Origin of the sequence: Acidovorax sp. LjRoot118 (assembly GCF_964253575.1) — a bacterium.
Lineage (GTDB): Bacteria > Pseudomonadota > Gammaproteobacteria > Burkholderiales > Burkholderiaceae_C > Acidovorax.
Genome location: NZ_CAXURB020000001.1, coordinates 3,321,341 through 3,339,425, shown reverse-complemented (window position 1 = coordinate 3,339,425; position 18,085 = coordinate 3,321,341). Strand labels below are relative to the sequence as shown.

The 18,085-nt window shown below is 67.2% G+C and carries 17 protein-coding genes and 1 pseudogene; 8 read left to right on the top strand and 10 right to left on the bottom strand.

What is annotated here, in order from left to right:
* Nucleotides 1–35: 35 nt before the first annotated feature.
* Nucleotides 36–944: a LysR family transcriptional regulator gene (locus ACSQ9E_RS15700; RefSeq protein WP_436218400.1), complete on the bottom strand. Its 909-nt coding sequence runs from the start codon at nucleotides 942–944 to the stop codon at nucleotides 36–38.
* A 101-nt stretch (nucleotides 945–1,045) separates the two neighbouring features.
* Between ACSQ9E_RS15700 and ACSQ9E_RS15695 the strand changes: the two genes are divergently transcribed.
* Nucleotides 1,046–1,915: an SDR family oxidoreductase gene (locus tag ACSQ9E_RS15695; protein ID WP_436218399.1), complete on the top strand. Its 870-nt coding sequence runs from the start codon at nucleotides 1,046–1,048 to the stop codon at nucleotides 1,913–1,915.
* 47 nt (nucleotides 1,916–1,962) lie between these two features.
* Nucleotides 1,963–2,451 (top strand): AtaL-like protein, encoded by a 489-nt coding sequence (locus tag ACSQ9E_RS15690; protein WP_436177941.1) that lies wholly within the window; start codon nucleotides 1,963–1,965, stop codon nucleotides 2,449–2,451.
* Nucleotides 2,452–2,543: 92 nt separating this feature from the next.
* Here the strand turns inward: ACSQ9E_RS15690 and ACSQ9E_RS15685 are convergent, their stop codons facing one another.
* The 3 genes from ACSQ9E_RS15685 to ACSQ9E_RS15675 form a co-directional block, all read right to left on the bottom strand.
* Nucleotides 2,544–2,849: a hypothetical protein gene (locus ACSQ9E_RS15685; protein ID WP_436218398.1), complete on the bottom strand. Its 306-nt coding sequence runs from the start codon at nucleotides 2,847–2,849 to the stop codon at nucleotides 2,544–2,546.
* A 314-nt stretch (nucleotides 2,850–3,163) separates the two neighbouring features.
* A complete protein-coding gene (locus tag ACSQ9E_RS15680) occupies nucleotides 3,164–4,138 on the bottom strand; it encodes a magnesium and cobalt transport protein CorA (protein ID WP_057268273.1) in 975 nt (324 codons plus the stop codon).
* Between the two features lie 86 nt (nucleotides 4,139–4,224).
* On the bottom strand, nucleotides 4,225–5,166 hold the full coding sequence (locus ACSQ9E_RS15675; RefSeq protein WP_436218397.1) for a TIGR03571 family LLM class oxidoreductase: 942 nt from the start codon (nucleotides 5,164–5,166) through the stop codon (nucleotides 4,225–4,227).
* A gap of 207 nt (nucleotides 5,167–5,373) precedes the next feature.
* Between ACSQ9E_RS15675 and ACSQ9E_RS15670 the strand changes: the two genes are divergently transcribed.
* Nucleotides 5,374–5,868: a ferritin-like domain-containing protein gene (locus tag ACSQ9E_RS15670; protein WP_436218396.1), complete on the top strand. Its 495-nt coding sequence runs from the start codon at nucleotides 5,374–5,376 to the stop codon at nucleotides 5,866–5,868.
* 14 nt (nucleotides 5,869–5,882) lie between these two features.
* Nucleotides 5,883–6,527 (top strand): DNA-3-methyladenine glycosylase, encoded by a 645-nt coding sequence (locus ACSQ9E_RS15665; RefSeq protein WP_436218395.1) that lies wholly within the window; start codon nucleotides 5,883–5,885, stop codon nucleotides 6,525–6,527.
* A 16-nt stretch (nucleotides 6,528–6,543) separates the two neighbouring features.
* On the opposite strand, the gene ACSQ9E_RS15660 is transcribed toward ACSQ9E_RS15665, so the two are convergent.
* Together ACSQ9E_RS15660 and ACSQ9E_RS15655 are read right to left on the bottom strand one after the other, a co-directional pair.
* Nucleotides 6,544–7,578: a patatin-like phospholipase family protein gene (locus ACSQ9E_RS15660; protein WP_436218394.1), complete on the bottom strand. Its 1,035-nt coding sequence runs from the start codon at nucleotides 7,576–7,578 to the stop codon at nucleotides 6,544–6,546.
* Nucleotides 7,579–7,705: 127 nt separating this feature from the next.
* Nucleotides 7,706–9,493: a methyl-accepting chemotaxis protein gene (locus ACSQ9E_RS15655; protein WP_436218393.1), complete on the bottom strand. Its 1,788-nt coding sequence runs from the start codon at nucleotides 9,491–9,493 to the stop codon at nucleotides 7,706–7,708.
* A gap of 239 nt (nucleotides 9,494–9,732) precedes the next feature.
* Between ACSQ9E_RS15655 and ACSQ9E_RS15650 the strand changes: the two are divergent.
* Nucleotides 9,733–10,521, top strand: a pseudogene (locus tag ACSQ9E_RS15650) (MASE4 domain-containing protein); the annotation flags it as partial.
* 179 nt (nucleotides 10,522–10,700) lie between these two features.
* Nucleotides 10,701–11,171 (top strand): diguanylate cyclase, encoded by a 471-nt coding sequence (locus ACSQ9E_RS15645; RefSeq protein WP_436218392.1) that lies wholly within the window; start codon nucleotides 10,701–10,703, stop codon nucleotides 11,169–11,171.
* 90 nt (nucleotides 11,172–11,261) lie between these two features.
* Here ACSQ9E_RS15645 and ACSQ9E_RS15640 read toward each other — a convergent pair whose 3' ends face one another.
* Both ACSQ9E_RS15640 and ACSQ9E_RS15635 read right to left on the bottom strand, forming a co-directional pair.
* A complete protein-coding gene (locus tag ACSQ9E_RS15640) occupies nucleotides 11,262–12,650 on the bottom strand; it encodes a hypothetical protein (RefSeq protein WP_436218391.1) in 1,389 nt (462 codons plus the stop codon).
* 126 nt (nucleotides 12,651–12,776) lie between these two features.
* Complete coding sequence (locus ACSQ9E_RS15635; protein ID WP_436218390.1) at nucleotides 12,777–14,333, bottom strand: glycine betaine ABC transporter substrate-binding protein; 1,557 nt, start codon at nucleotides 14,331–14,333, stop codon at nucleotides 12,777–12,779.
* A 209-nt stretch (nucleotides 14,334–14,542) separates the two neighbouring features.
* Between ACSQ9E_RS15635 and ACSQ9E_RS15630 the strand changes: the two genes are divergently transcribed.
* Entirely contained in the window at nucleotides 14,543–15,253 is a 711-nt protein-coding gene (locus ACSQ9E_RS15630; protein ID WP_436218389.1) for an alpha/beta hydrolase, read from the top strand.
* Between the two features lie 189 nt (nucleotides 15,254–15,442).
* On the opposite strand, the gene ACSQ9E_RS15625 is transcribed toward ACSQ9E_RS15630, so the two are convergent.
* Together ACSQ9E_RS15625 and ACSQ9E_RS15620 are read right to left on the bottom strand one after the other, a co-directional pair.
* Nucleotides 15,443–16,441: a hypothetical protein gene (locus ACSQ9E_RS15625; protein ID WP_436218388.1), complete on the bottom strand. Its 999-nt coding sequence runs from the start codon at nucleotides 16,439–16,441 to the stop codon at nucleotides 15,443–15,445.
* Between the two features lie 486 nt (nucleotides 16,442–16,927).
* Nucleotides 16,928–17,134 (bottom strand): hypothetical protein, encoded by a 207-nt coding sequence (locus ACSQ9E_RS15620; protein ID WP_436218387.1) that lies wholly within the window; start codon nucleotides 17,132–17,134, stop codon nucleotides 16,928–16,930.
* 404 nt (nucleotides 17,135–17,538) lie between these two features.
* Between ACSQ9E_RS15620 and ACSQ9E_RS15615 the strand changes: the two genes are divergently transcribed.
* Entirely contained in the window at nucleotides 17,539–17,922 is a 384-nt protein-coding gene (locus ACSQ9E_RS15615; protein ID WP_436218386.1) for a hypothetical protein, read from the top strand.
* The last annotated feature ends 163 nt before the right edge of the window (nucleotides 17,923–18,085 follow it).

The window sequence follows — 18,085 nt, the reverse complement described above, 5'->3', positions numbered from 1 at the left end:
CTGGCACGCTGGTTTTTGCAAGCCGCCCTGCCACCTCACGCGATGTACGCCGCCAGCTCCTGCGGCGTGCCTTGCGGAAACGCCTCTTTCAACAGGTCCAGAAAGGCCGATACGCGCGGGCTCAGCAGGCGGCGCGAGGGGTAGAGCGCCCACAGCGCGATCTCCGGGCCTGGTACATCGCCCCACTGCACCAGGGTTCCGTCCGCCAGGTCGTGCAGCACCAGAGACAGGGGCAGGCGTGCGGCACCCACCTGGGCGCGCACGGCATCGCGCACCATGAACAGAGAGGACAGGTGCAGCACGGGTTGCACCGCCAGACGCTTTGGTTTGCCCTTGGCGTCGGTCAGGTCCCAGGTGGTGGCAGGGGCGGCGGCGTCCGCGCCTGCGCCCCCACGCAGCACGGCCGGGACAGGGGTGGCGCCCGATGGCCGGCCGAGCTCGGGGCTGGCAACGACCACGATGCGGTCGCGCATGAAGATGCGCCCGACCAGGCGTTCGTCCGGGTCGGGGTTGACGCGGATCACCAGGTCGTAACCTTCTTCCACCATGTCCACCGGCCGGTCTTCGGTCGTGACCTCCAGGCGCACCTCGCGGTGCTGCAGGGCAAAGCGGGCGGCCAGCTTGCCCATGGCGGCCTGCGAAAAGAGCAGGGGCGCGCTCACCCGCAGCCGCCCGCGCGGGGCGCCGCCGCCGCTGGCGATGGCGGTGGTGCTCTCGTCGAGCTGGGCGAGCAGCACCGAGGTCTTCTCGTACAGCGCGCGCCCCTCTTCGGTGAGCTTGAGCGCGCGCGGCCCGCGCTCGAACAGGCGCAGGTTCAGGCCGCTTTCCAGGTCGGCCACGCGGCGCGACAGGGTGGCCTTGGGCCGGCCCGATTCGCGCGCCGCGCGGCCAAAGCCGCCGTGCCGGGCCACCAGCGTGAAGTCGGCCAATGCCAGCAGGTCCATGTGTTCCACCAGTGAGACGAAGAGTCTAAATATACCGTCTATCGGACATCAGGCGGAACAAAGAAGATCAGGGCTCCTTCAACACGCAACGGAGCATTTCCATGACCATCCTCATCACCGGCGCCACGGGCAACGTAGGCCGCCAGGTCGTCAACCAACTCGTGAACCGCGGCGCCGATGTGCGCGCCCTGGTTCGCGACCCCGCCCGGGCGAACCTTCCGGCGGGCGTGCAAACGGTGCAGGGCGACCTGCTCGACGTGGACGCGCTGCGGCGCGCTTTCGAGGGCGTCTCCACGCTGTTTCTGCTCAATGCAGTGGTGCCCGACGAGTTCACGCAGGCATTGCTGGCGCTGAACCTGGCACGCGAGGCGGGCATCGAGCGCGTGGTCTACCTGTCGGTGATCCACAGCGACCGCTACCTCAACGTGCCGCACTTTGCGGGCAAGTTCGGGGTGGAGCGCATGCTGGAGCAAATGGGCTTTGGCGCCACCATCCTGCGGCCGGCCTACTTCATGGACAACGACCACAGCATCAAGGACGTGGTGCGCAACTACGGTGTCTACCCCATGCCCATCGGCAGCAAGGGCCTGGCCATGGTGGACGTGCGCGACATCGCCGAGGTCGCCGCCATCGAGCTGCTGCGCCGCGAGCGTGCGAGCGAGCCGCTGCCGCTGGCGCGCATCAACCTGGTGGGCCCCGACACGCTGACCGGCGAGGCGGTGGCCGCCCTCTGGTCCGCCGCGCTGGGCCGCCCTGTCGCCTACGGCGGTGACGACACTGCCGGCTTCGAGACCAACCTGCGCAACGCCATGCCGCACTGGATGGCCTACGACATGCGCCTGATGGCCGAGCGCTTCTTGACCGACGGCATGGTGCCCGAGGCCGGCGACGTAGAGCGCCTGGTGCAGCTGCTGGGCCGCCCGCTGCATTCGTACCGCGACTTTGTGCACGCCATCGCCAACGCGGCCTGAGCGCCGCGCACTGAATCTCTCAACAAGCAACACCGAAAGGAAACGCCATGATCTATTCCACCGCCACAGTCCTCGTCAACCCACAGGGCGAAGTGCCGCTCACCCGCGCCCAGGCCTGGGCGGGACTAGTCCTCAAGGCCCGCGACGCACGGCTGTTTCTGCCACCCAATCTATGCACCCACTGCGAGGTGGTGCAAGACAGCGGCACCCACATCGTGCGCGAGGCCACCATCGCGGGTCAGGATGTGCGTGAGATCATCGCCTTCGAGCCCTTGAGCAAGGTCACCTTCTTCCAGGCCAGCGGCCCGCGCGAAGGCGCCATCGTCAACGAGCTGTTCGAGGACGAACACGGGCAGCTGCAGCTGCGCTTTTACGGCTACCTCGGCCTGCGCGGCAAGCAGCCCGGTGGCCCCGAAGAGCAGGCGGAGCAGGCCTGGATGGACGGCGAAAAGGGCTACTGCAGCGCGCTGCTTTCGACGCTCCAGCGCACCCGCGAACTGCTCGCGCAAGGCCAGCTGCCGGTGGGCGTGGCATGACGGCACCTGCGATGGCGCCATAGTGCCTCGTTGCCCTCTGGGCCGCCCAGTGAGGCTATGAACTCTTGCAGCCCATGGTGAATGGCGCCGTCTCAACTGCGCGGCAGCTCGCGCACTTCCACCGTGCCGCCCGCTTCGTACACGGGGTTGCCGGCGAGAAACTGCTCCTTGGCCGCCTGCAGGCTGTCGGCGCGCACGCGGATGAAGCCGCTGGGGCCGCCAGTGGCGGCCTGGCCGGGCTGGCCCTTGCGCACTCGCTCGCCGGGCCCGATGGCGCTGCCGCCATCGAACTGCCCGGTGCTGCGCAGCCGGGCGAGGTACTGGCCCAAGCGCTCGGGGTCATCGGCGGCCTGGGTGTCGGGCGCGTCCTGGTGCATCAGCATGATGTATTCGTTCATGCGCGGGCCCTACAGCGCAAACACATCTACCGACAGCTGCTGCATGCCGCCCACCAGGGCCACCAGTGGTTCGGTGCTGACGGGCACCCGCGGCGCGTGAAGGGTAGTGTGTGCCGGTGGCATGGATGAAGGGCTCCCGAAGATTCTGTTTTTTGCTGTTCGCGCAGCCGGTCCAGGGGCTTGAAGGCATGAACCGGCAGGGTCAAGCATGCCGGATTGTGCTGCGCCGGTCGAGCATCCGAGCGCAACAACATGTTGGCAGCCGAAGGCCGTAGCCAGCGAGGCCTGGTGCGATGCGTTTCGCAGTTCAAGAGTCACAGCCATCCGGCCTTTCGGAAGCGGTAGTACACATAAGAGCACACGCTCACGATGAGCAGCAGCGCGGCCGGGTAGCCGTAGCGCCATTTCAGCTCGGGCATGTGCTCGAAATTCATGCCCCACACGCCGACAAAGGCGGTGCAGATGGCGAAGATGCCGGCCCATGAGGCCAGGCGCTTGGTGATCTCGTTGTCTTCGATGGTCACCATCGAGAGGTTCACCTGAATCGCCGTGCCGATGGTGTCGCGCATACCCTCAATCAGACCGTTGATTCGCACCAGGTGGTCCACCACGTCGCGAAAATACTCCTGCGACCCCATGCAGATCTGCGGCACCCGGCCGCCATGCAGCTTGCTGGCGCCTTCCAGCAAGGGCGAGACAGCATGCTTGAGCAGCATCACGCGCTGCTTGAGGTGGTAGAGCTGTTCGATGTTGTCGCGAGCCGCTTTTTTTGTGAAGATCTGGTGTTCGATTCTTTCGAGTTCGACTTCCAGGGCATCGATGATGGGGAAGTACCGGTCCACCACAGCGTCCATCAGCGCATACAGCACGAAGCCCGAACCATGGCGAAGCAGGTCGGGCTCGTGCTCGCAGCGGTCGCGCACGCCGAGGAACCCCTGCTTGCTGCGGTTGCGCACCGAGAGCACGTAGTTGGGGCCCACGAAGACATCGACCTCGCCCGCGCTGAAATGGCCAGGCCGCTCGGGCTCGGGCTCCAGCAGGTGCATCACCACGAACAGGGACGGGCCGTACTCCTCGACCTTGGGCCGCTGGTGGCCGTGGTGGGCGTCTTCCACCGCCAGCTCGTGCAGGCCGAACTCCTCGCGCATTTCGTTGAGCTCTTCGGGCGTGGCGTCGGCCAGCGCCACCCATACGAAGCAGCCGGGCCGCACGATGTACTCGCTGATATCGGCGACAGGGATATCAGCCAGTTTGGCGCCGTTTTCATAGGCTACGCAGTTGATCAGCATCGGGGCACTCCAGGGGCAGTTGTGGTGGCGGTGGAGGCGATGGTGCCATGGTTCCATGGCGCTCCCGGGCGCGCGCATGCGCGCCGTCACAGGCTGGGCATAACCTGCTCCCCGATCTCGCGCAGCACCTCGGCCGGTGTGCGGCCGCTGCCTTGTGCCAGGTTGAACAGCACATGCCCCACGCCCATGGCCTGCAGGCGCTGCAGGTAGGCGATGAGTTCATTGCGCCCCGTGCGCAGCCCCAGCTCCAGCGGCACGGCGCCGGCTGCCGGATCGGCCAGCAGGTCGAGCTGTACGGATTGCACGAAGGGCTTGCGCTCACCCGCCGCCTTCTGGTCCAGCGCCTGCTGCCACAAATGAATACGGCCTTGCTGCCTTGCCTCCTCTCGGTGGTAGCTGGCCCAACCATCGGCATGGGCGGCAGTCCATTGCAGCGACTGCCGGGCCGAGCCGACCACCACCATGGGGATGCGCGCTGCTGGCGGCTGCATGAGGTCGTAGCCGCCTGTTGCCGTCAACAAAGCCTGTCGCTCCTGCGGCTCGGGCGACAGCGCTGCGCGTACCAGTGGCCACCGGTCGCGAAAGGCATCGCCACGCGCTTCCACGTTTTCGCCGAAGGATGCGAATTCCTCGGGCCGGTCGCCCGAGCCCAGCCCCAGGATGAAGCGGCCGTTGCTGATGCGGTCCAGAGAAAGCGCTGCCTTGGCCACATGCAGCGGGTGGCGCAGCGGCAACACGATGGCCGCTGCGCCGATGGCGATGCGGCGCGTGGAAGAGGCGAGCGCTGCCAGCCACAGAAAGGGGTCGTCGAGCGCACTCGCGGTGTTGTCGCTGCCCTGGGGAATCATCAGCGGCACATCGCGCGCCCATAGGGCCGCGAAGCCGAGTTCGTCGGCCAGCGCGGCCAGGCGGGGGGTCTCCTGGATATCGGCCATGGCGCCAGCGGCGTGGCCGAAGGGCGTCATGAAGCCGAGGGTAAGCCGCCCGGGCTGGAAGACCTGCGCGTGACCGGCGTTGAATGAAGGCATGGGTCTCCCGTGAATCGGTGGCCGGCCACCATGCGATGCGATGGCGCGCGAGGGCTGGCAAAACTGGAGGTCGGCAATGGAACGAGGATAGGGCGATTGCAAGCGCGGCGGCGCCAGGCAGGCTCGCACTTCCACAAGCTGTTGTCTTACGAGCAGCGAAATGATCCGCAATCACCATAGCCCCTTTTCAACCCAAGGAGCATTTTCATGGCCGTAAAAACTGTCGAAGACCTCTTCCTGCACGAGCTTTCGGACACCTACAGTGCCGAGAAGCAGATGACCCGCTCCCTTCCCCGGATGGCGCGCGCAGCGGCTGACGGGCAACTGGCCCAGGCGTTTCTCGATCACCTTGAAGAGACCCGGGGCCAGGTGGAGCGCATCGACGAGATCGTGGAGATCCTGAACCTCAAGCTCAAGCGCATCAAGTGTGCGGCCATGGAGGGCCTGGTGGAAGAAGGCAAGGACCTGATCGACGAAATCGACAAGGGGCCCGTGCTCGACGTGGCCCTGATCGGTGCGGCGCAGAAGGTGGAGCACTACGAGATCGCCAGCTACACCACCCTGATCGCCCTGGCCACCAAGCTGGGCTACACGCCGGCATTGCCATTGCTGCAGGCATCGCTGGCCGAAGAGAAGGCCACCGATGACAAGCTGGGCAAGCTCGGCCAGGCAGCGGCCATCGAAGAGGCCGTGCAGGCGTAAGGCCTGTAGATGCCGTGGCGCGTAGCCTGACGGACCTGTCGCCACGCCGCCCGCTGGTGGTGGCCGACATCGACTTTGCCGCCCCTGCACACGAGGTGGCGCGCAGGTTGATCGGCGTCACACTGCTGGTGGACGGCGTGGGCGGGCGCATCGTGGAGACCGAGGCCTACGACCAGGCAGACCCGGCATCGCACACCTTTGGCGGGCCCACGGTGCGCAATGCGGCCATGTTCGGCCCGCCCGGCCATGCCTACGTGTACCGCTCGTACGGGCTGCACTGGTGTCTGAACACCGTGTGCCGCGAGGCAGGGCACGGCGCGGGCGTGCTGCTGCGCGCGCTGGAGCCCACGCACGGCATCGGCACCATGCGCGAGCGCCGTGGCTTGCAGGACGTGCGCTTGCTGTGCGCCGGCCCGGGGCGCCTGGCGCAGGCGCTGGGCATCGATGCGGGGATGAACGGCGTGCCGCTGCACATGCCGCCTTTTGCGCTGTTGCAGGCGGATGCCCTGGCAGCGCAGGAGGGTGCGGACCAGATCGTGGCGGGCCCGCGCATCGGCATTTCCAAAGCGGTGGACGTGCCCTGGCGCTTCGGGCTGAAGGGCTCGCGCTATCTCAGCCGCGCATTTGCCGCGCCACAGGTTCCGCCGGGCAGCACTTAGCCGACCGGCCAGGGTCTCAGGACAAAGCCATGTCCCGCTGCTGCGTGTGGGGCCTCAGATAGCGCGCGGTGATGTCCGCCGTCGCATGCCGGCCCAGGTGCGCGCCGTGCTCGGACAGCCAGGCATCGCATGCCCTGCGCCCGTCCCGGCGCAGCATCTCGAACAGCACACGCCCCACGGTGCGTTTGATCGAAGGCTCGGTGGCGAGCAGCCCTGCAGGCTGATCGGGCAGGCTCAGCACATGCATGCGGATGTCGGCGCCCGGCACGTTGCGATTGATGATTTCCAGGGCCCTGAGCTCCGACACCAGGCCATTGACCGACGCCACCTCGTTGATGCGGTTGAGGATGTTCTTGGCAAACAAGGGCGTCTCGGCCCGGTGCAGAGGGGTCAGCTCCACCAGCAGGATGTCCGTGTCCAGCGCATCCTCGTACAGCGGCCACAGCGACGGGTTGGCCGCGTAGCTCCCATCCCAGTAGGATTCGCCGTCGATCTGCACCGCCTGGTAGGACAGCGGCGCGCAGGCGGAGGCAAGTACGGCGTCGATGCTCATTTCCGCCGGGCCGAACACGCGGCCGCTGCCACTTTGCACGTGCAGGGCGTTGACAAAGAGTTTCGGCGCAGTGTCGGCCTTGCGCAGCAGATCTTCATCCACCACGGTGTTCAGAATGTAGCGCAGCGGCGCCATGCCCATGGGGTTGGCCTGGTACGGGGAGAGGACGGGCAGGGCGTCGTCCCATAGGCCCATGCCAGGCTTGCGCAGGGGCAGCAGCAGAAGAGTCATCAACGAGCCGGCCTGCGCCACCTGCTCCCAAAGCATTGCAAGGTGCTCCTTCGCACCTGCGCGGCCGCTGCGCGCCATGCCGGTGGCCAAAGCCGCGCCGTTCAGCGCGCCGGCACTGCTGCCGCTGATGCTACCGATGTCGATGTCCTCTTCTTCGAGCAGGCGGTCGAGCACGCCCCAGGTGAATGCGCCCTGCGCGCCGCCTCCCTGCAGCGCCAGATTCAGCTGTACCCGCTCGCGCGCTGCGCGCCGCATGCCTTTTGCCATGGTGGTCCCTTTGTGAAAAGACCATGGTATGGGCCATGCAGCAGCGGCGTGTCAGCCAATGGCGCGATCCGGGGGAGGGCGCTCGGTATTCGCCAGGGCCGCGCAGCAGGGGCAGCTCTTCGCTTCTCTAAAAGCTCTCCCATTCGTCATCCCCACCCCCGGCCGCCTTCGCCGGCGCCTTGGGTGCCGCTGCCGCTGCAGGGCCTGCCGCCGCTGCGGCCTTGGGCGCCGCCAGCCGGCTGGCCGCAGGTGCCTTGGCCGCTGGCCTGGACGTGACCGCCGCGCGTGCAGCCGGTGCCGCCATGGCTATCGGCTTGCGCACCGCTGGGGCCGGTGCGGGTCCCGCGCTGCGGTAGTTGCCGCCTCCGCTGCCATCGCCCGCCAGCCTGAACACCGCCACCGCATTCACCAGCTCGCCCGCCTGGCTGTTCAGGCTGCTCGCCGCTGCGGCCATCTCCTCCACCAGCGCTGCGTTCTGCTGGGTGGCCTGGTCCATCTGGGTGACTGCTTCTCCCACTTGGCCCACCCCTGCGCTTTGCTCGCTGCTGGCGGCGCTGATCTCGCCCATGATGTCCGTCACGCGCCGGATGGCTGCCACCACTTCGGTCATGGTGGCCCCGGCCTTGTCCACCAGTTGCGTGCCTTGCTCCACGCGTTCGACGCTGGCGGTGATCAGGCTCTTGATTTCCTTGGCCGCTTCGGCGCTGCGCCCGGCCAGGCTGCGCACTTCGCTGGCCACCACGGCAAAGCCCCGGCCTTGTTCGCCCGCCCGGGCGGCTTCCACCGCTGCATTCAGGGCCAGGATGTTGGTCTGGAAGGCGATGCCGTCGATGACGCTGATGATGTCGGCGATCTTGCTGCTGCTGGCGTTGATGCCTTTCATGGTCTCTACCACTTCGGCCACCACGTCGCCGCCTTGCACGGCCACGGTGGAGGCGCTCAGCGCCAGCTGGTTGGCCTGGCGTGCGTTGTCTGCGTTCTGGCGCACGGTGGAGCCAAGCTCTTCCATCGAGGCGGCCGTCTCTTCCAGTGCCGAGGCCTGCTGCTCGGTGCGCGCCGACAGGTCGTTGTTGCCCGAGGCAATCTGGGCGCTGGCCGAGGCCACGCTTTCGGCGTTGCCGCGCACCGTGGTCACGGTATTCGCCAGGCTTTGCTGCATGCGCTGCAGGGCACTGAGCAGGTGGCCGGTTTCATCGCGGGATTGCACGACGATGTCGCCACTGAGGTCGCCGGCGGCGACGCGGTCGGCAGCCTGCACCGCCTGGGCCAGGGGGCGGGTGATGGAGCGGATGATGGTGATGGCCAGGAAGATCGCCAGCGCGATAGCCAGCGCGCTGGCAATCATCACGTCGCGCTGCAGGGCCGCCGCGGCTTCCTCGGCCTCCTTGCCGGCTTCGTCGGTGAGTTGCGCCTGGAACTCCACCTGGTCGCGCAGCGTCTTCTGGTAGTCAAGCTGGATGGGGCGCAGCCTTTCTTCCAGCAGTTTCGTCGCCTCGTCCTTCTGACCCTTTTGCACCAGGCCCAGAAACTCATCGCCGCGTGTGTAGAACTCGGCGCGCGCCTTGAGCATGCTGGCCAACAGCTCTTCCCCTTTGGGCGAGGAAATCAGCGTGCCCAGCAGCTTGTATTGATCTGCCGTGGTGGCCCGCTCGGAGGTGATCTGTTCGAGGGCCGATCTGGTGATGGGTTCTGAGCTGAAGATCACCAGGTTGCGGTACTGGATTGCCTGGGTGTTCACGCTGTTCGCCAGCACGCCCAGCGCGTTGGTGATCGGCACGCGGGTGCCGATGACGTCGCTCAGTTCGGAGCGTTGGTCGGCGGACCGGACCAGGCTGGTGGCACCCAGTGCAATGAGCATCAGCACCATCGCTGCAAATGCCACCGCGAGCCGGGTGGCAATCGTCATCTTGTCCATGGCAGTTCTCCCTCAGGTTGATTGCAAGGCAGCGCTCGCATGCCGCTTCGATCCGGCGGGCTAGGGCCTATTCAAGAACGCGCTTATTAATAAATACAGCATATTCAAGGATCCCGAATTCACTAAGCATGAAATTGCAGGACTACATGCCCCAGGCGATCATTGGAATGCTATGTAAGCAAATGGTATTTTTGTAACAAAAGACTAAAATTCTCGGGACATCACGCAGAAGGTTCCCCATGCACCCCACTGCGTCCCCCGGGCTGTCCACGGCCCCGCTGGCCGGCGAACCGGCGGGCACCCGTGAGAAGGTGGTCGCCGGCACCGTGGTCGTTGTTTCGCTGGCACTTGGCGCAATGGCCCTGCCGTACGCCAAGGTGCCGCTCGCAGCATTTGCGGCCTTCATTCCGATCTACGTCACCGCGCTGGTGATCTTTGATCTGGTCACGGCGGTGCTGCTGTTGGGCCACTACCGGGCCCTGAAGTCTGCGGGGCTGCTGGTGCTGGGCGGGGTGTACCTGTTCACCGCCACGGCCACGGCGGCCTATGCGCTCATCTTCCCGGGGCTGTTCGCGCCCACGGGCCTGCTGGGGTCGGGGCCCCAGACCTCATCGGCCATGTACATGCTGTGGCACGCGGGCTTTCCGCTGGGGCTGGTGGCGTATGTGCTTGTCAGGCGGCGCGAGGCACGCCGCCCGGCGCGCCCGAGCGGCGGCCGGGCGTTGCGTGCGGTTGCCGCCACCGCTGCCCTGGTGCTGGCGCTGGTGGCGGCGTTCACGGCATTCGCCACCGCGGGGCATGAATGGCTGCCGGTGTTTCTGGACGACAACCGCACCACGTCGGTCGGCAAGGCCTTTCTCATCGGCATCTGGGTGCTGAGCTTCGGGGCGCTGGTGGTGCTTTTGTGGAGCCGGCCCCATTCGCTGCTGGACATCTGGCTGATGGTGGCCTTGTGCGTCTGGCTGCTGGACCTGGCCCTGGCGGCCGTGCTGAACGCCGGGCGCTACGACCTGGGCTGGTACCTGGGGCGCATCTATGGCCTGGTGTCTGCGGGTGTGCTGCTGATCGTGCTGCTCGGCGAGAACGCGCGGCACTACGCCCGGCTGCGGGCGCTGACCGCCGCACTGCAAAGTGCCAACGAGACGCTGTGGCGCTCGTCCATGCAGGACGGCCTGACCGAGCTCTGGCCAACCGCCGGGCGTTCGACATGCACCTGGCGGAACACCTGGCCCTGGCCCAGCGCCACCGGCGGCCGCTGGCGCTGGTGCTGCTGGACGTGGACCACTTCAAGGCCTACAACGATGCCTATGGGCACCAGATGGGCGATGAATGCCTCAAGGCCATTGCCCGGGTGCTGATGGCCCATGGCAAGCGCCCCTCGGATCTGGCCGCACGGTATGGCGGCGAAGAGTTCGCCCTGGTGCTGCCCGAGACCGATTCGGTCGGCGCCATGCACATTGCCGCTGCGGCGCATGCGGCTGTGGCGGGCCTGTCGATTGCCCACCGCGAATGCTCCACCGGTGCGGTGGTGAGCATCAGCATCGGCATCGCGGCCACGCGGGGGGACGAGCCGCTGAACCCGCAAGACATGATCGCCATGGCGGACAAGGCGCTTTACCAGGCCAAGGACGCGGGCCGCAACCGCATTGTGCTGCTGGACGCAGCGGGTGTGTGGTGAGCCCTTCAGCGCGCGGGAATGCTATGGGCCGACCGGGCCGACCGGGCCTGCCGGCGCACCCGGCTGCCCAGGCGCCGCCATGTCCTGCCTTCAGAGCACGAAGGTCGCGCCCGCCCTGGCCTGTGCCTGCAGCCACGGGAACAGCTGGTCGGCGCTGTCCACGATGGGGCTGAACACGGTGCACTCGTCGTGCGCCCAGAAGTAGATGCCGCCCGCGCCGGGGCCGTCCATGCGCAGCACAAAGCAGTCCGAGGCGTTCTCGGCGCCCACGATGGGCAGCATGTGCTGCGGGTCGATGCCGCTGTCGGCGATGGCGCTGCGGATCTCCTCTGCCAGCTCGGGCGAGCTTTCGTCGTGCAGGCTGAGCCAGCCCAGCAGCTCTTCGTGCTTGTCCAGCGCGGCGGAGATGCTGAACAGCTCGTAGGTTTCGCTGCTGTCGCCATCGACCACGGTGAGCTGGTGCCGCTCTGCCTGGGTGATCCATTGCAGGTAGGCGTGCGGTGGCTGGGGAAAGCGCCGCAGCAATTGTTCGAGATCGCCTTCGGAGGCGGGGCTGCCCGGGGCGGTTTCAAAGCGCAGCTGGCTCACGCGCTGGCTTTCGGCGCTGCGCGCCTGGGTCTGCTGTTGCTCGACGAAGGCCCGGTAGCCAGCGGATTCGAGCACCTCGGGCATCTGCAGGCGCCACTTCAGGTGGGTTTCGTACGCCTCGGTGCTGCGCTTGAGCTGCAGCAGCGCTGTCACCTTCAGATGCTGCAGTTGATCGGTGCCATGGTTCGTGGCATCGGCGATGGCCAGGGCCTGCATCGCCTGCTCCGGGTCGCCGGCAATGCACAGCAGGTACTCCGCCACGGTCTGCGCGGCTGCGGCCAGTTGCGATGCAGGGTGCCGGTAACTGTCGCCAAAGCTGTACATGGCGTCTGGCTGGGCGGCGTTAGCGTCTGCAGATTGGTGGATGATGACCATGGCGTGCTCAACGGCTGCCGCCCAGTCGCCGTCCGCCTGCGGGCCGGGGTGGGCGCGCGCCCGGTTGGCATGGGCGCGCCGGGCCGCCGTGTGCCAGTACCAGGCCTGTTCGCTGTGGCGGCAGCGGTGCAGGGCGGCCAGGGCGCTCTCGTGGTCACTGCACTCGGTGTGCAGCGCCGCCAGGTCCATCAGGCACTCGTCATCGGTCTTGGTGCGGTGGTCCAGCAGGTCCTTGGGGAAGAGGGTCAGGCTGTCGTGCACGACGATCTCCTGCCACCCTTGCTGGGCAAGGGCCTGGCGCAGGTCCACCAGGCGCTGCAGCACGGCCTGGGGGCCGCCATCGGGATCGAGGCGCAGGTCCTCCACCATCTTGAACTCGCGGTCGGAGGCGCGCGCCTCCTGGCGCTTCCAGTAGGCATGGCCGTCATAGCCGTGCGGTATCAGCGTGATCTTGATCAGCAGCGGAGCCTTGTTGCTGGCCGCGGCCTGGAGCCAGTGGCTGGTGTAGGTGGTCATGCGGGGGGCAATGCAGTCAATGCAGGCTGTGCGGTGGCGAAGCCGCCATTGAAGCACCGGCTTGCAAGCGCGCGAGCGGCGCGGTGTGACGCATTTCACGCGCAAGGCGTTTTTACTTGTGCTGAATCAACTGGCTGCCGCACCTGGTTGCCGGAACATGCGCTCGACCACCTCGAACACCACCTGGATCAGCACCGCCAGCCCGGCCGAGGGAATCGCACCCGCCAGCAAGGTGGTGCCGTCGTTGAGCGCCAGCCCCTGCGCAATGCGCTCGCCATAGCCGCCCGCGCCGATGAAGGCGGCGATGGTGGCCGTGCCCACGGTCATCACGGTGGCGGTCTTCACGCCTGCAATGATGACGGGCAAGGCCAGCGGCAGCAGCACCAGGCGCCAGCTTTGCGCGGGCGTCATGCCCAGCGCCACGGCGGCCTGCTGGGTGCCCTTGGGCACCTGCATCAACCCCACGGCGGTGTTGCGCACGATGGGCAGCAGGGCATACAGGCTCAGCGCCACGATCGCCGGCACGGTGCCTATGCGGCCCAGCAGCGGGATCAGCGCGGCCAGCAAGGCCAGCGAGGGCACGGTCTGCAGCAGGCCGACAAAACCCAGGATGCCCTGGCCCAGCCACGCCCGCGCGGCGGCCAGCGTGCCCAGCGGTATGCCGATGAGCACGGCGATGCCGACGGACACGGCCACCAGCCACAGGTGGTCGCGCGTGAGGCGCCAGAAGTTGCCGCCGAAGATGGCGCTGGACAGTGACGGGCGGGCCTGTGGCGCGGCCGCAGTGGCCGCACTTGCGGGTGCAGCGGCCGGCGTGGCCTTGCCGGCCAGGAAGTCGGCCGCAATGGCCGGGAACGCCTGCCCGTGCAGCTCGGCCTGTGCGTTCATGGTGATCATGCGCGTGACGTCGATGCGGCCTTCGAGCGCGGCGATCTGGCGCCAGGCCTGCGGCGCGCGCGTGGGCAGATCGGCGCGGTAGAGCAGCACCGCGTCGTAGCGGGGGAAGTAGTTGGCGTTGTCCTGCAGCGTCACCAGGCCCAGGTCGGCGATGCGCGCGTCGGTGGTGTAGATGTCGGTCAGGTCGATGCGCTGCGAGGCCAGCGCCTGGTACGACAGGCCGTGGTCGATGGACGTGGGGCGCTGAGGCAATTGGTAGCGCCTGGCCAGGCCGGGCCAGCCGTCTTCGCGGCCCAGGAACTCTTGCGAGATGGCGATGCGCAGGTCGGGCGCATTGCGAAGGTCGCCCAGGGTTTTGAGGCCGTGCTTGCGCGCCACCTCGGCGCTGGCGGCCAGGGCATAGCCGTTGGCAAAGCCCAGCGGAACACCCAGGGCCAGGCCCATTTCGCGCAACTTCTGGTCGATGGCCTCCCTGGACGACCCGGTGGGGAGCTTGAGGATCTCGCGCTCCACGGTGCCCAGGTACTCGGGGTAGACATCGATGGAGCCGGTCTTGAGCGCCTCGACCACCACCGCGGTGTTGCCCAGGCCCTGGCGGTGCTCTGCAGTGGCGCCGCCCTGGCGCGCTGCCTGGGTGATGACCTCGCCGAGGATGTAGCTTTCGGTGAAGCGCTTGGAGCCCACCGCCAGTTGCTCGGCCGCGTGCAGCGCAGGGGACAGCAGGGCGCCGGCCATGAGGAGGGCGAGCGCATGCGCTGCGAAGCGCAGTGGACGTATGACATTCATCGGGCCATTCTGCGCTGGTTTGGGGCCTGCGCCGTGGGTGGCATGCGCCACCCGCTGTCAGCGCAGGCGCGGTGCGGCGATGCCGGTCGCTACGTCGCCTGGGCAGCGCGTTGCAGGCGTGTCTTACGGGTTGACTGCCGCACCGCTGACACCCGGCAGCACGCAGGCGCGGACACCATGGGCACATGGCCTTCTTGCACGCAGATTCCTTGTCCCTTGCGCATGGCAGCGCGCGGCCTGGCGCGCCGCTGTTGCGGCCCGATGGCATCCAGCGCCCTGCCTTGCTGGTACTGCCGGGCTGGGACGACCATGGCCACGCCCAGTTCGACCTGCTCGACCAGGACCTGTCTGCCCAGGGCTGGCACTGCCGACGCGGCAATCTGCCTGATGCCAGCTGGCCTGCGGCCGAGCGCGCCCGTGTGAACCGCGAGGACACCCTGCGCCAGACGCTGCGCGACTACCAATTGCTGCACGCCCAGGAGCGGCCTGACGCCGTGGGCGTGCTGGGGTTCAGCTACGGCGGGTACATGGCGGCACTGTTGGCGGGGATGTACCCGTTCGACTGGCTGGTGCTGCGGTCACCCGCGATCTATCCCGATGCGGACTGGATGCTGCCCAAGGAGGACCTGGACAGGCGCAAGGTGAACGCCTACCGCCACACCGTGCACACGCCCGAGGGCAACCGCGCGCTGGCCGCCTGCGCCGCCTTCAAGGGCGATGTGCTGCTGGTGCAGTCCGAACACGACCAGGTGGTGCCGGGCCCGGTGGCCGAAAGCTATGCCTGGGCCTTCGGCAACGCGCGCTCAGTGGTGCGGCACATGCTGCTGGGCGCGGACCATGAACTGTCGAGCGCCCAGTGGCGTGAGACGTACCATCGCATTGTTGTCGACTGGCTGCAGGCCCGGCGGGCCCGCTGCTGAGGGTATGGGTCGCATCGCGCGCAACCGTGCCAGGTGAGCCGGCGCCAACCCCTGCAACGGTGCGAGTCGGTCGCGACAACCGCGTCAGGTATCGCGCCCGAACTACTGCCGCACGCCGCCCTCACCTCGAACTGGAATTCGCCCCCGGGCATTTTCCGGGCGACTGGATCCCGGAGAAGGGCGGCGATCTTACTCGACTGCTTCGGTGCCCTCGGGCTCGCCATCGGCGTCGGACCCATCCGTCTTTTGCTCGAAGCGGTTGATGTAGCACTTCTCCTGCATGACCCTCTGCGTCACCAGCAGGTTGATGCCCGTTTCATCGACATGGATGCCAGAGCCCCAGCGGAAGTGCGGCTGGTTCACTCCCGGTGTGCTCGATCCATGCGTGATGAAGTGCCTGGCAGAGGCCGGATCTCCGAGGCCCTCGGACCAAGTGACCTGGTAGAGGTAGGCGTAGTCGGTGAAGAGGACTACCGCCTTCTCCCGCACCGCGAAGTTGACCAGGTACAGCTGACCGTCCCCACCGTAGAGCAGGTTGATGGTCTGCGGGCCCGCGTCATTGTGCTCGGGTACCTTGCAGGTGAACGCGTAGCCGCCCGAGACCGGCACCGAAAGATCGCTGCCCGCAGTGCGGTAGAAGTACAGGTCGCTGCCCTGGAGGCCGACGATCACGTAGGTGCCATTGGCTTCGTCGAATGCGACGCCGATGGATTCGATCTTGCGGTCGTCGCAGTCGGGGATCAGGCTGTTGTTGACCAGCGTGATCGAGGGGTTGTCGCTGGTCAGGCCTTCCACGTTGTACACCTGTATGCGGGTGTTGTTGTAGTCCTCGGTCTGCACCGGCACAAACAGGTACTTGCCCGCCAGTTGAACGCCCCCCGGATGGTTGAATGCCTGGCCATTGCCTCCCAGTGCAGCAGTCGACAGGCTGACGTCAAGATGGGTGGTGAAGATGCATTGCTGGGGTGGCGAGGCGCGGAACACATAGAGTTTTCCGCTGTCATGGCCGGAGCGGTTCTGGGTGAGCAGGTACAGGTCCTCGTACTGGGCAATGCCCTGAAGGTGGCTCTCACTCAAAGCGTCGTAGTGCGAGGGGCCCTGCAGGCATTCGCGGTCGCCGTTTTTGTGCAGGTTGTTGAAGGATGCCAGTGGGTTGGCCAGTGCGGATGAGACGGTAGTGGAGTTCACGGTGAGACCTTCGATTCGGTGGTTGATTGAAGGAAAAGGCGGCAGCCCGGCTGAGGCCAGCCAGGCAGCCCACAAGGCAGATCCGGTCGCAACCGGCACGGTTGAGCGACTGCAGTTCCGCACGGGCTGTGAATGGCTTCATGGCTACCACCATGGGCAGCGCCACACCCAGCACCCACCAAATGCTAGGGATTTGTGCTGTGTTTGTATGTCCTCTAAATAGATGACAAATGCGGGTTGAATGCGTTTTTTGTGCCTGCACCTGCGGCCCCAGCCTCAGTGGCTGCAAACCACTGGTCGCTGGGCAGGCGCGCGCAGGAGCTGCTCACTGACGGCATGGGGCCTTCGGTCTTTTGATGCGGGGGGCGCGGCGCAGGGCGTGGAATTCTGCGCGCGGGCATGCATGCATGGGTAGGGGCCTGGTGCGTGGACTGGCCCGCTCAATCCCTTCGTGCAAGCGTGATGCTGTCGATCAACGATCAACGATCAACGATCAACGAGCACCAGCACCAGCACCGGCACCGGCACCGGCACCAGCACCAGCACCAGCACCGGCACCAGCACCAGCACCGCCGGATCCTGCGCTGCCAGCGCCTGCGCCTGCTGAACCGGCTCCGGCGCCCACGCCCGCGCCGGGGCCGGCCCCCGTACCGGCACCTGGCCCCGCGCCCACGCCGCCAGCTCCAGTTGCACCGGCACCCACCCCCGCGCTGCCGCTCGTACCGGCTGCCCCGCTGCTCGCGGCACCTGCGCTACTCCCTGTCGCAGAACCCGCTGCAGCGCCTGGGGCCGCACCGGGTGCGGTGCCGGCCGCACTGCCAGGTGCGCCCGCGCTGGTGCTGCCACCCGAGCCCGTGCCAGATGGCGCACCTGCCACGCTGCCCGCGCCTGCGCCGCTGACCCCGACCCCAGCGCTGGTACCCGGGGCGATACCGGTGCCTGTGCCAGTGGCGCTGCCTGCACCAGTGCCGGTGCTTGCGCTCGAGCCAGGGCTGGTGCCGCCCGATGGCGTGCCGTTACCGGTGGTGCCCGGGCTCCCTGCCGGATTGCCTGTCGTGGCTGCTGTCGTGCCCGTGCTGCCCGTACCCGGTGTACCTATGCTGCTGCTCGGAATGCCACTGGGGATGTTGCCCGAAATGCTGGCGTTGCCGATGCTGCTGTTGCTGCTGGGTGTGGTGGTGGTTGTGCTGCTCGGGTTGCCGGTGGCAGCCGTGGGCGTGGCGGTGCTGCTGGGCACGCTGCCGGGGATGCTGGAGGGGCTGGTGGTGGCGTTGCCGATGTTGCCGCTGCTTGGGATGCTGCTCGGAATATTTCCAGGAACGGGGGTGTTGCCGATGCTGCTGTTGCTGCTCGGCGTAGAGGTGGTGTTGCCCAAGGTACTGCCGGGGGTGGCCGTGCTCGGGGTCGCGGTGCTGGGGTTGCCAATGGTCGAGATGGCCGGCGTGGCCGGGCTTGCGCTGCCGAAGCCGCCCTGGCTGTAGGCATGCTGCGATACGGTGAGCGCGAGCACGGACACTGCGATCAGCGGGGCCGCAAGGCTGCGGTGCGAACGGGAGACTGGGGTGGTGGACATGGGGAGCTCCTTGAAGGATGGCGGTGGCCGTGGTGCCACCATGCCTCCCATGTTGAAACCGGCGGGCGTGC

Coding starts and splice junctions, on each gene's coding strand:
- ACSQ9E_RS15635 (WP_436218390.1), bottom strand. CDS start 14,333: ATGAATGTCATACGTCCACTGCGCTTCGCAGCGCATGCGCTCGCCCTC.
- ACSQ9E_RS15690 (WP_436177941.1), top strand. CDS start 1,963: ATGATCTATTCCACCGCCACAGTCCTCGTCAACCCACAGGGCGAAGTG.
- ACSQ9E_RS15615 (WP_436218386.1), top strand. CDS start 17,539: ATGCTGCTGCTCGGAATGCCACTGGGGATGTTGCCCGAAATGCTGGCG.
- ACSQ9E_RS15660 (WP_436218394.1), bottom strand. CDS start 7,578: ATGGCAAAAGGCATGCGGCGCGCAGCGCGCGAGCGGGTACAGCTGAAT.
- ACSQ9E_RS15670 (WP_436218396.1), top strand. CDS start 5,374: ATGGCCGTAAAAACTGTCGAAGACCTCTTCCTGCACGAGCTTTCGGAC.
- ACSQ9E_RS15700 (WP_436218400.1), bottom strand. CDS start 944: ATGGACCTGCTGGCATTGGCCGACTTCACGCTGGTGGCCCGGCACGGC.
- ACSQ9E_RS15685 (WP_436218398.1), bottom strand. CDS start 2,849: ATGAACGAATACATCATGCTGATGCACCAGGACGCGCCCGACACCCAG.
- ACSQ9E_RS15645 (WP_436218392.1), top strand. CDS start 10,701: ATGCACCTGGCGGAACACCTGGCCCTGGCCCAGCGCCACCGGCGGCCG.
- ACSQ9E_RS15655 (WP_436218393.1), bottom strand. CDS start 9,493: ATGGACAAGATGACGATTGCCACCCGGCTCGCGGTGGCATTTGCAGCG.
- ACSQ9E_RS15680 (WP_057268273.1), bottom strand. CDS start 4,138: ATGCTGATCAACTGCGTAGCCTATGAAAACGGCGCCAAACTGGCTGAT.
- ACSQ9E_RS15695 (WP_436218399.1), top strand. CDS start 1,046: ATGACCATCCTCATCACCGGCGCCACGGGCAACGTAGGCCGCCAGGTC.
- ACSQ9E_RS15675 (WP_436218397.1), bottom strand. CDS start 5,166: ATGCCTTCATTCAACGCCGGTCACGCGCAGGTCTTCCAGCCCGGGCGG.
- ACSQ9E_RS15640 (WP_436218391.1), bottom strand. CDS start 12,650: ATGACCACCTACACCAGCCACTGGCTCCAGGCCGCGGCCAGCAACAAG.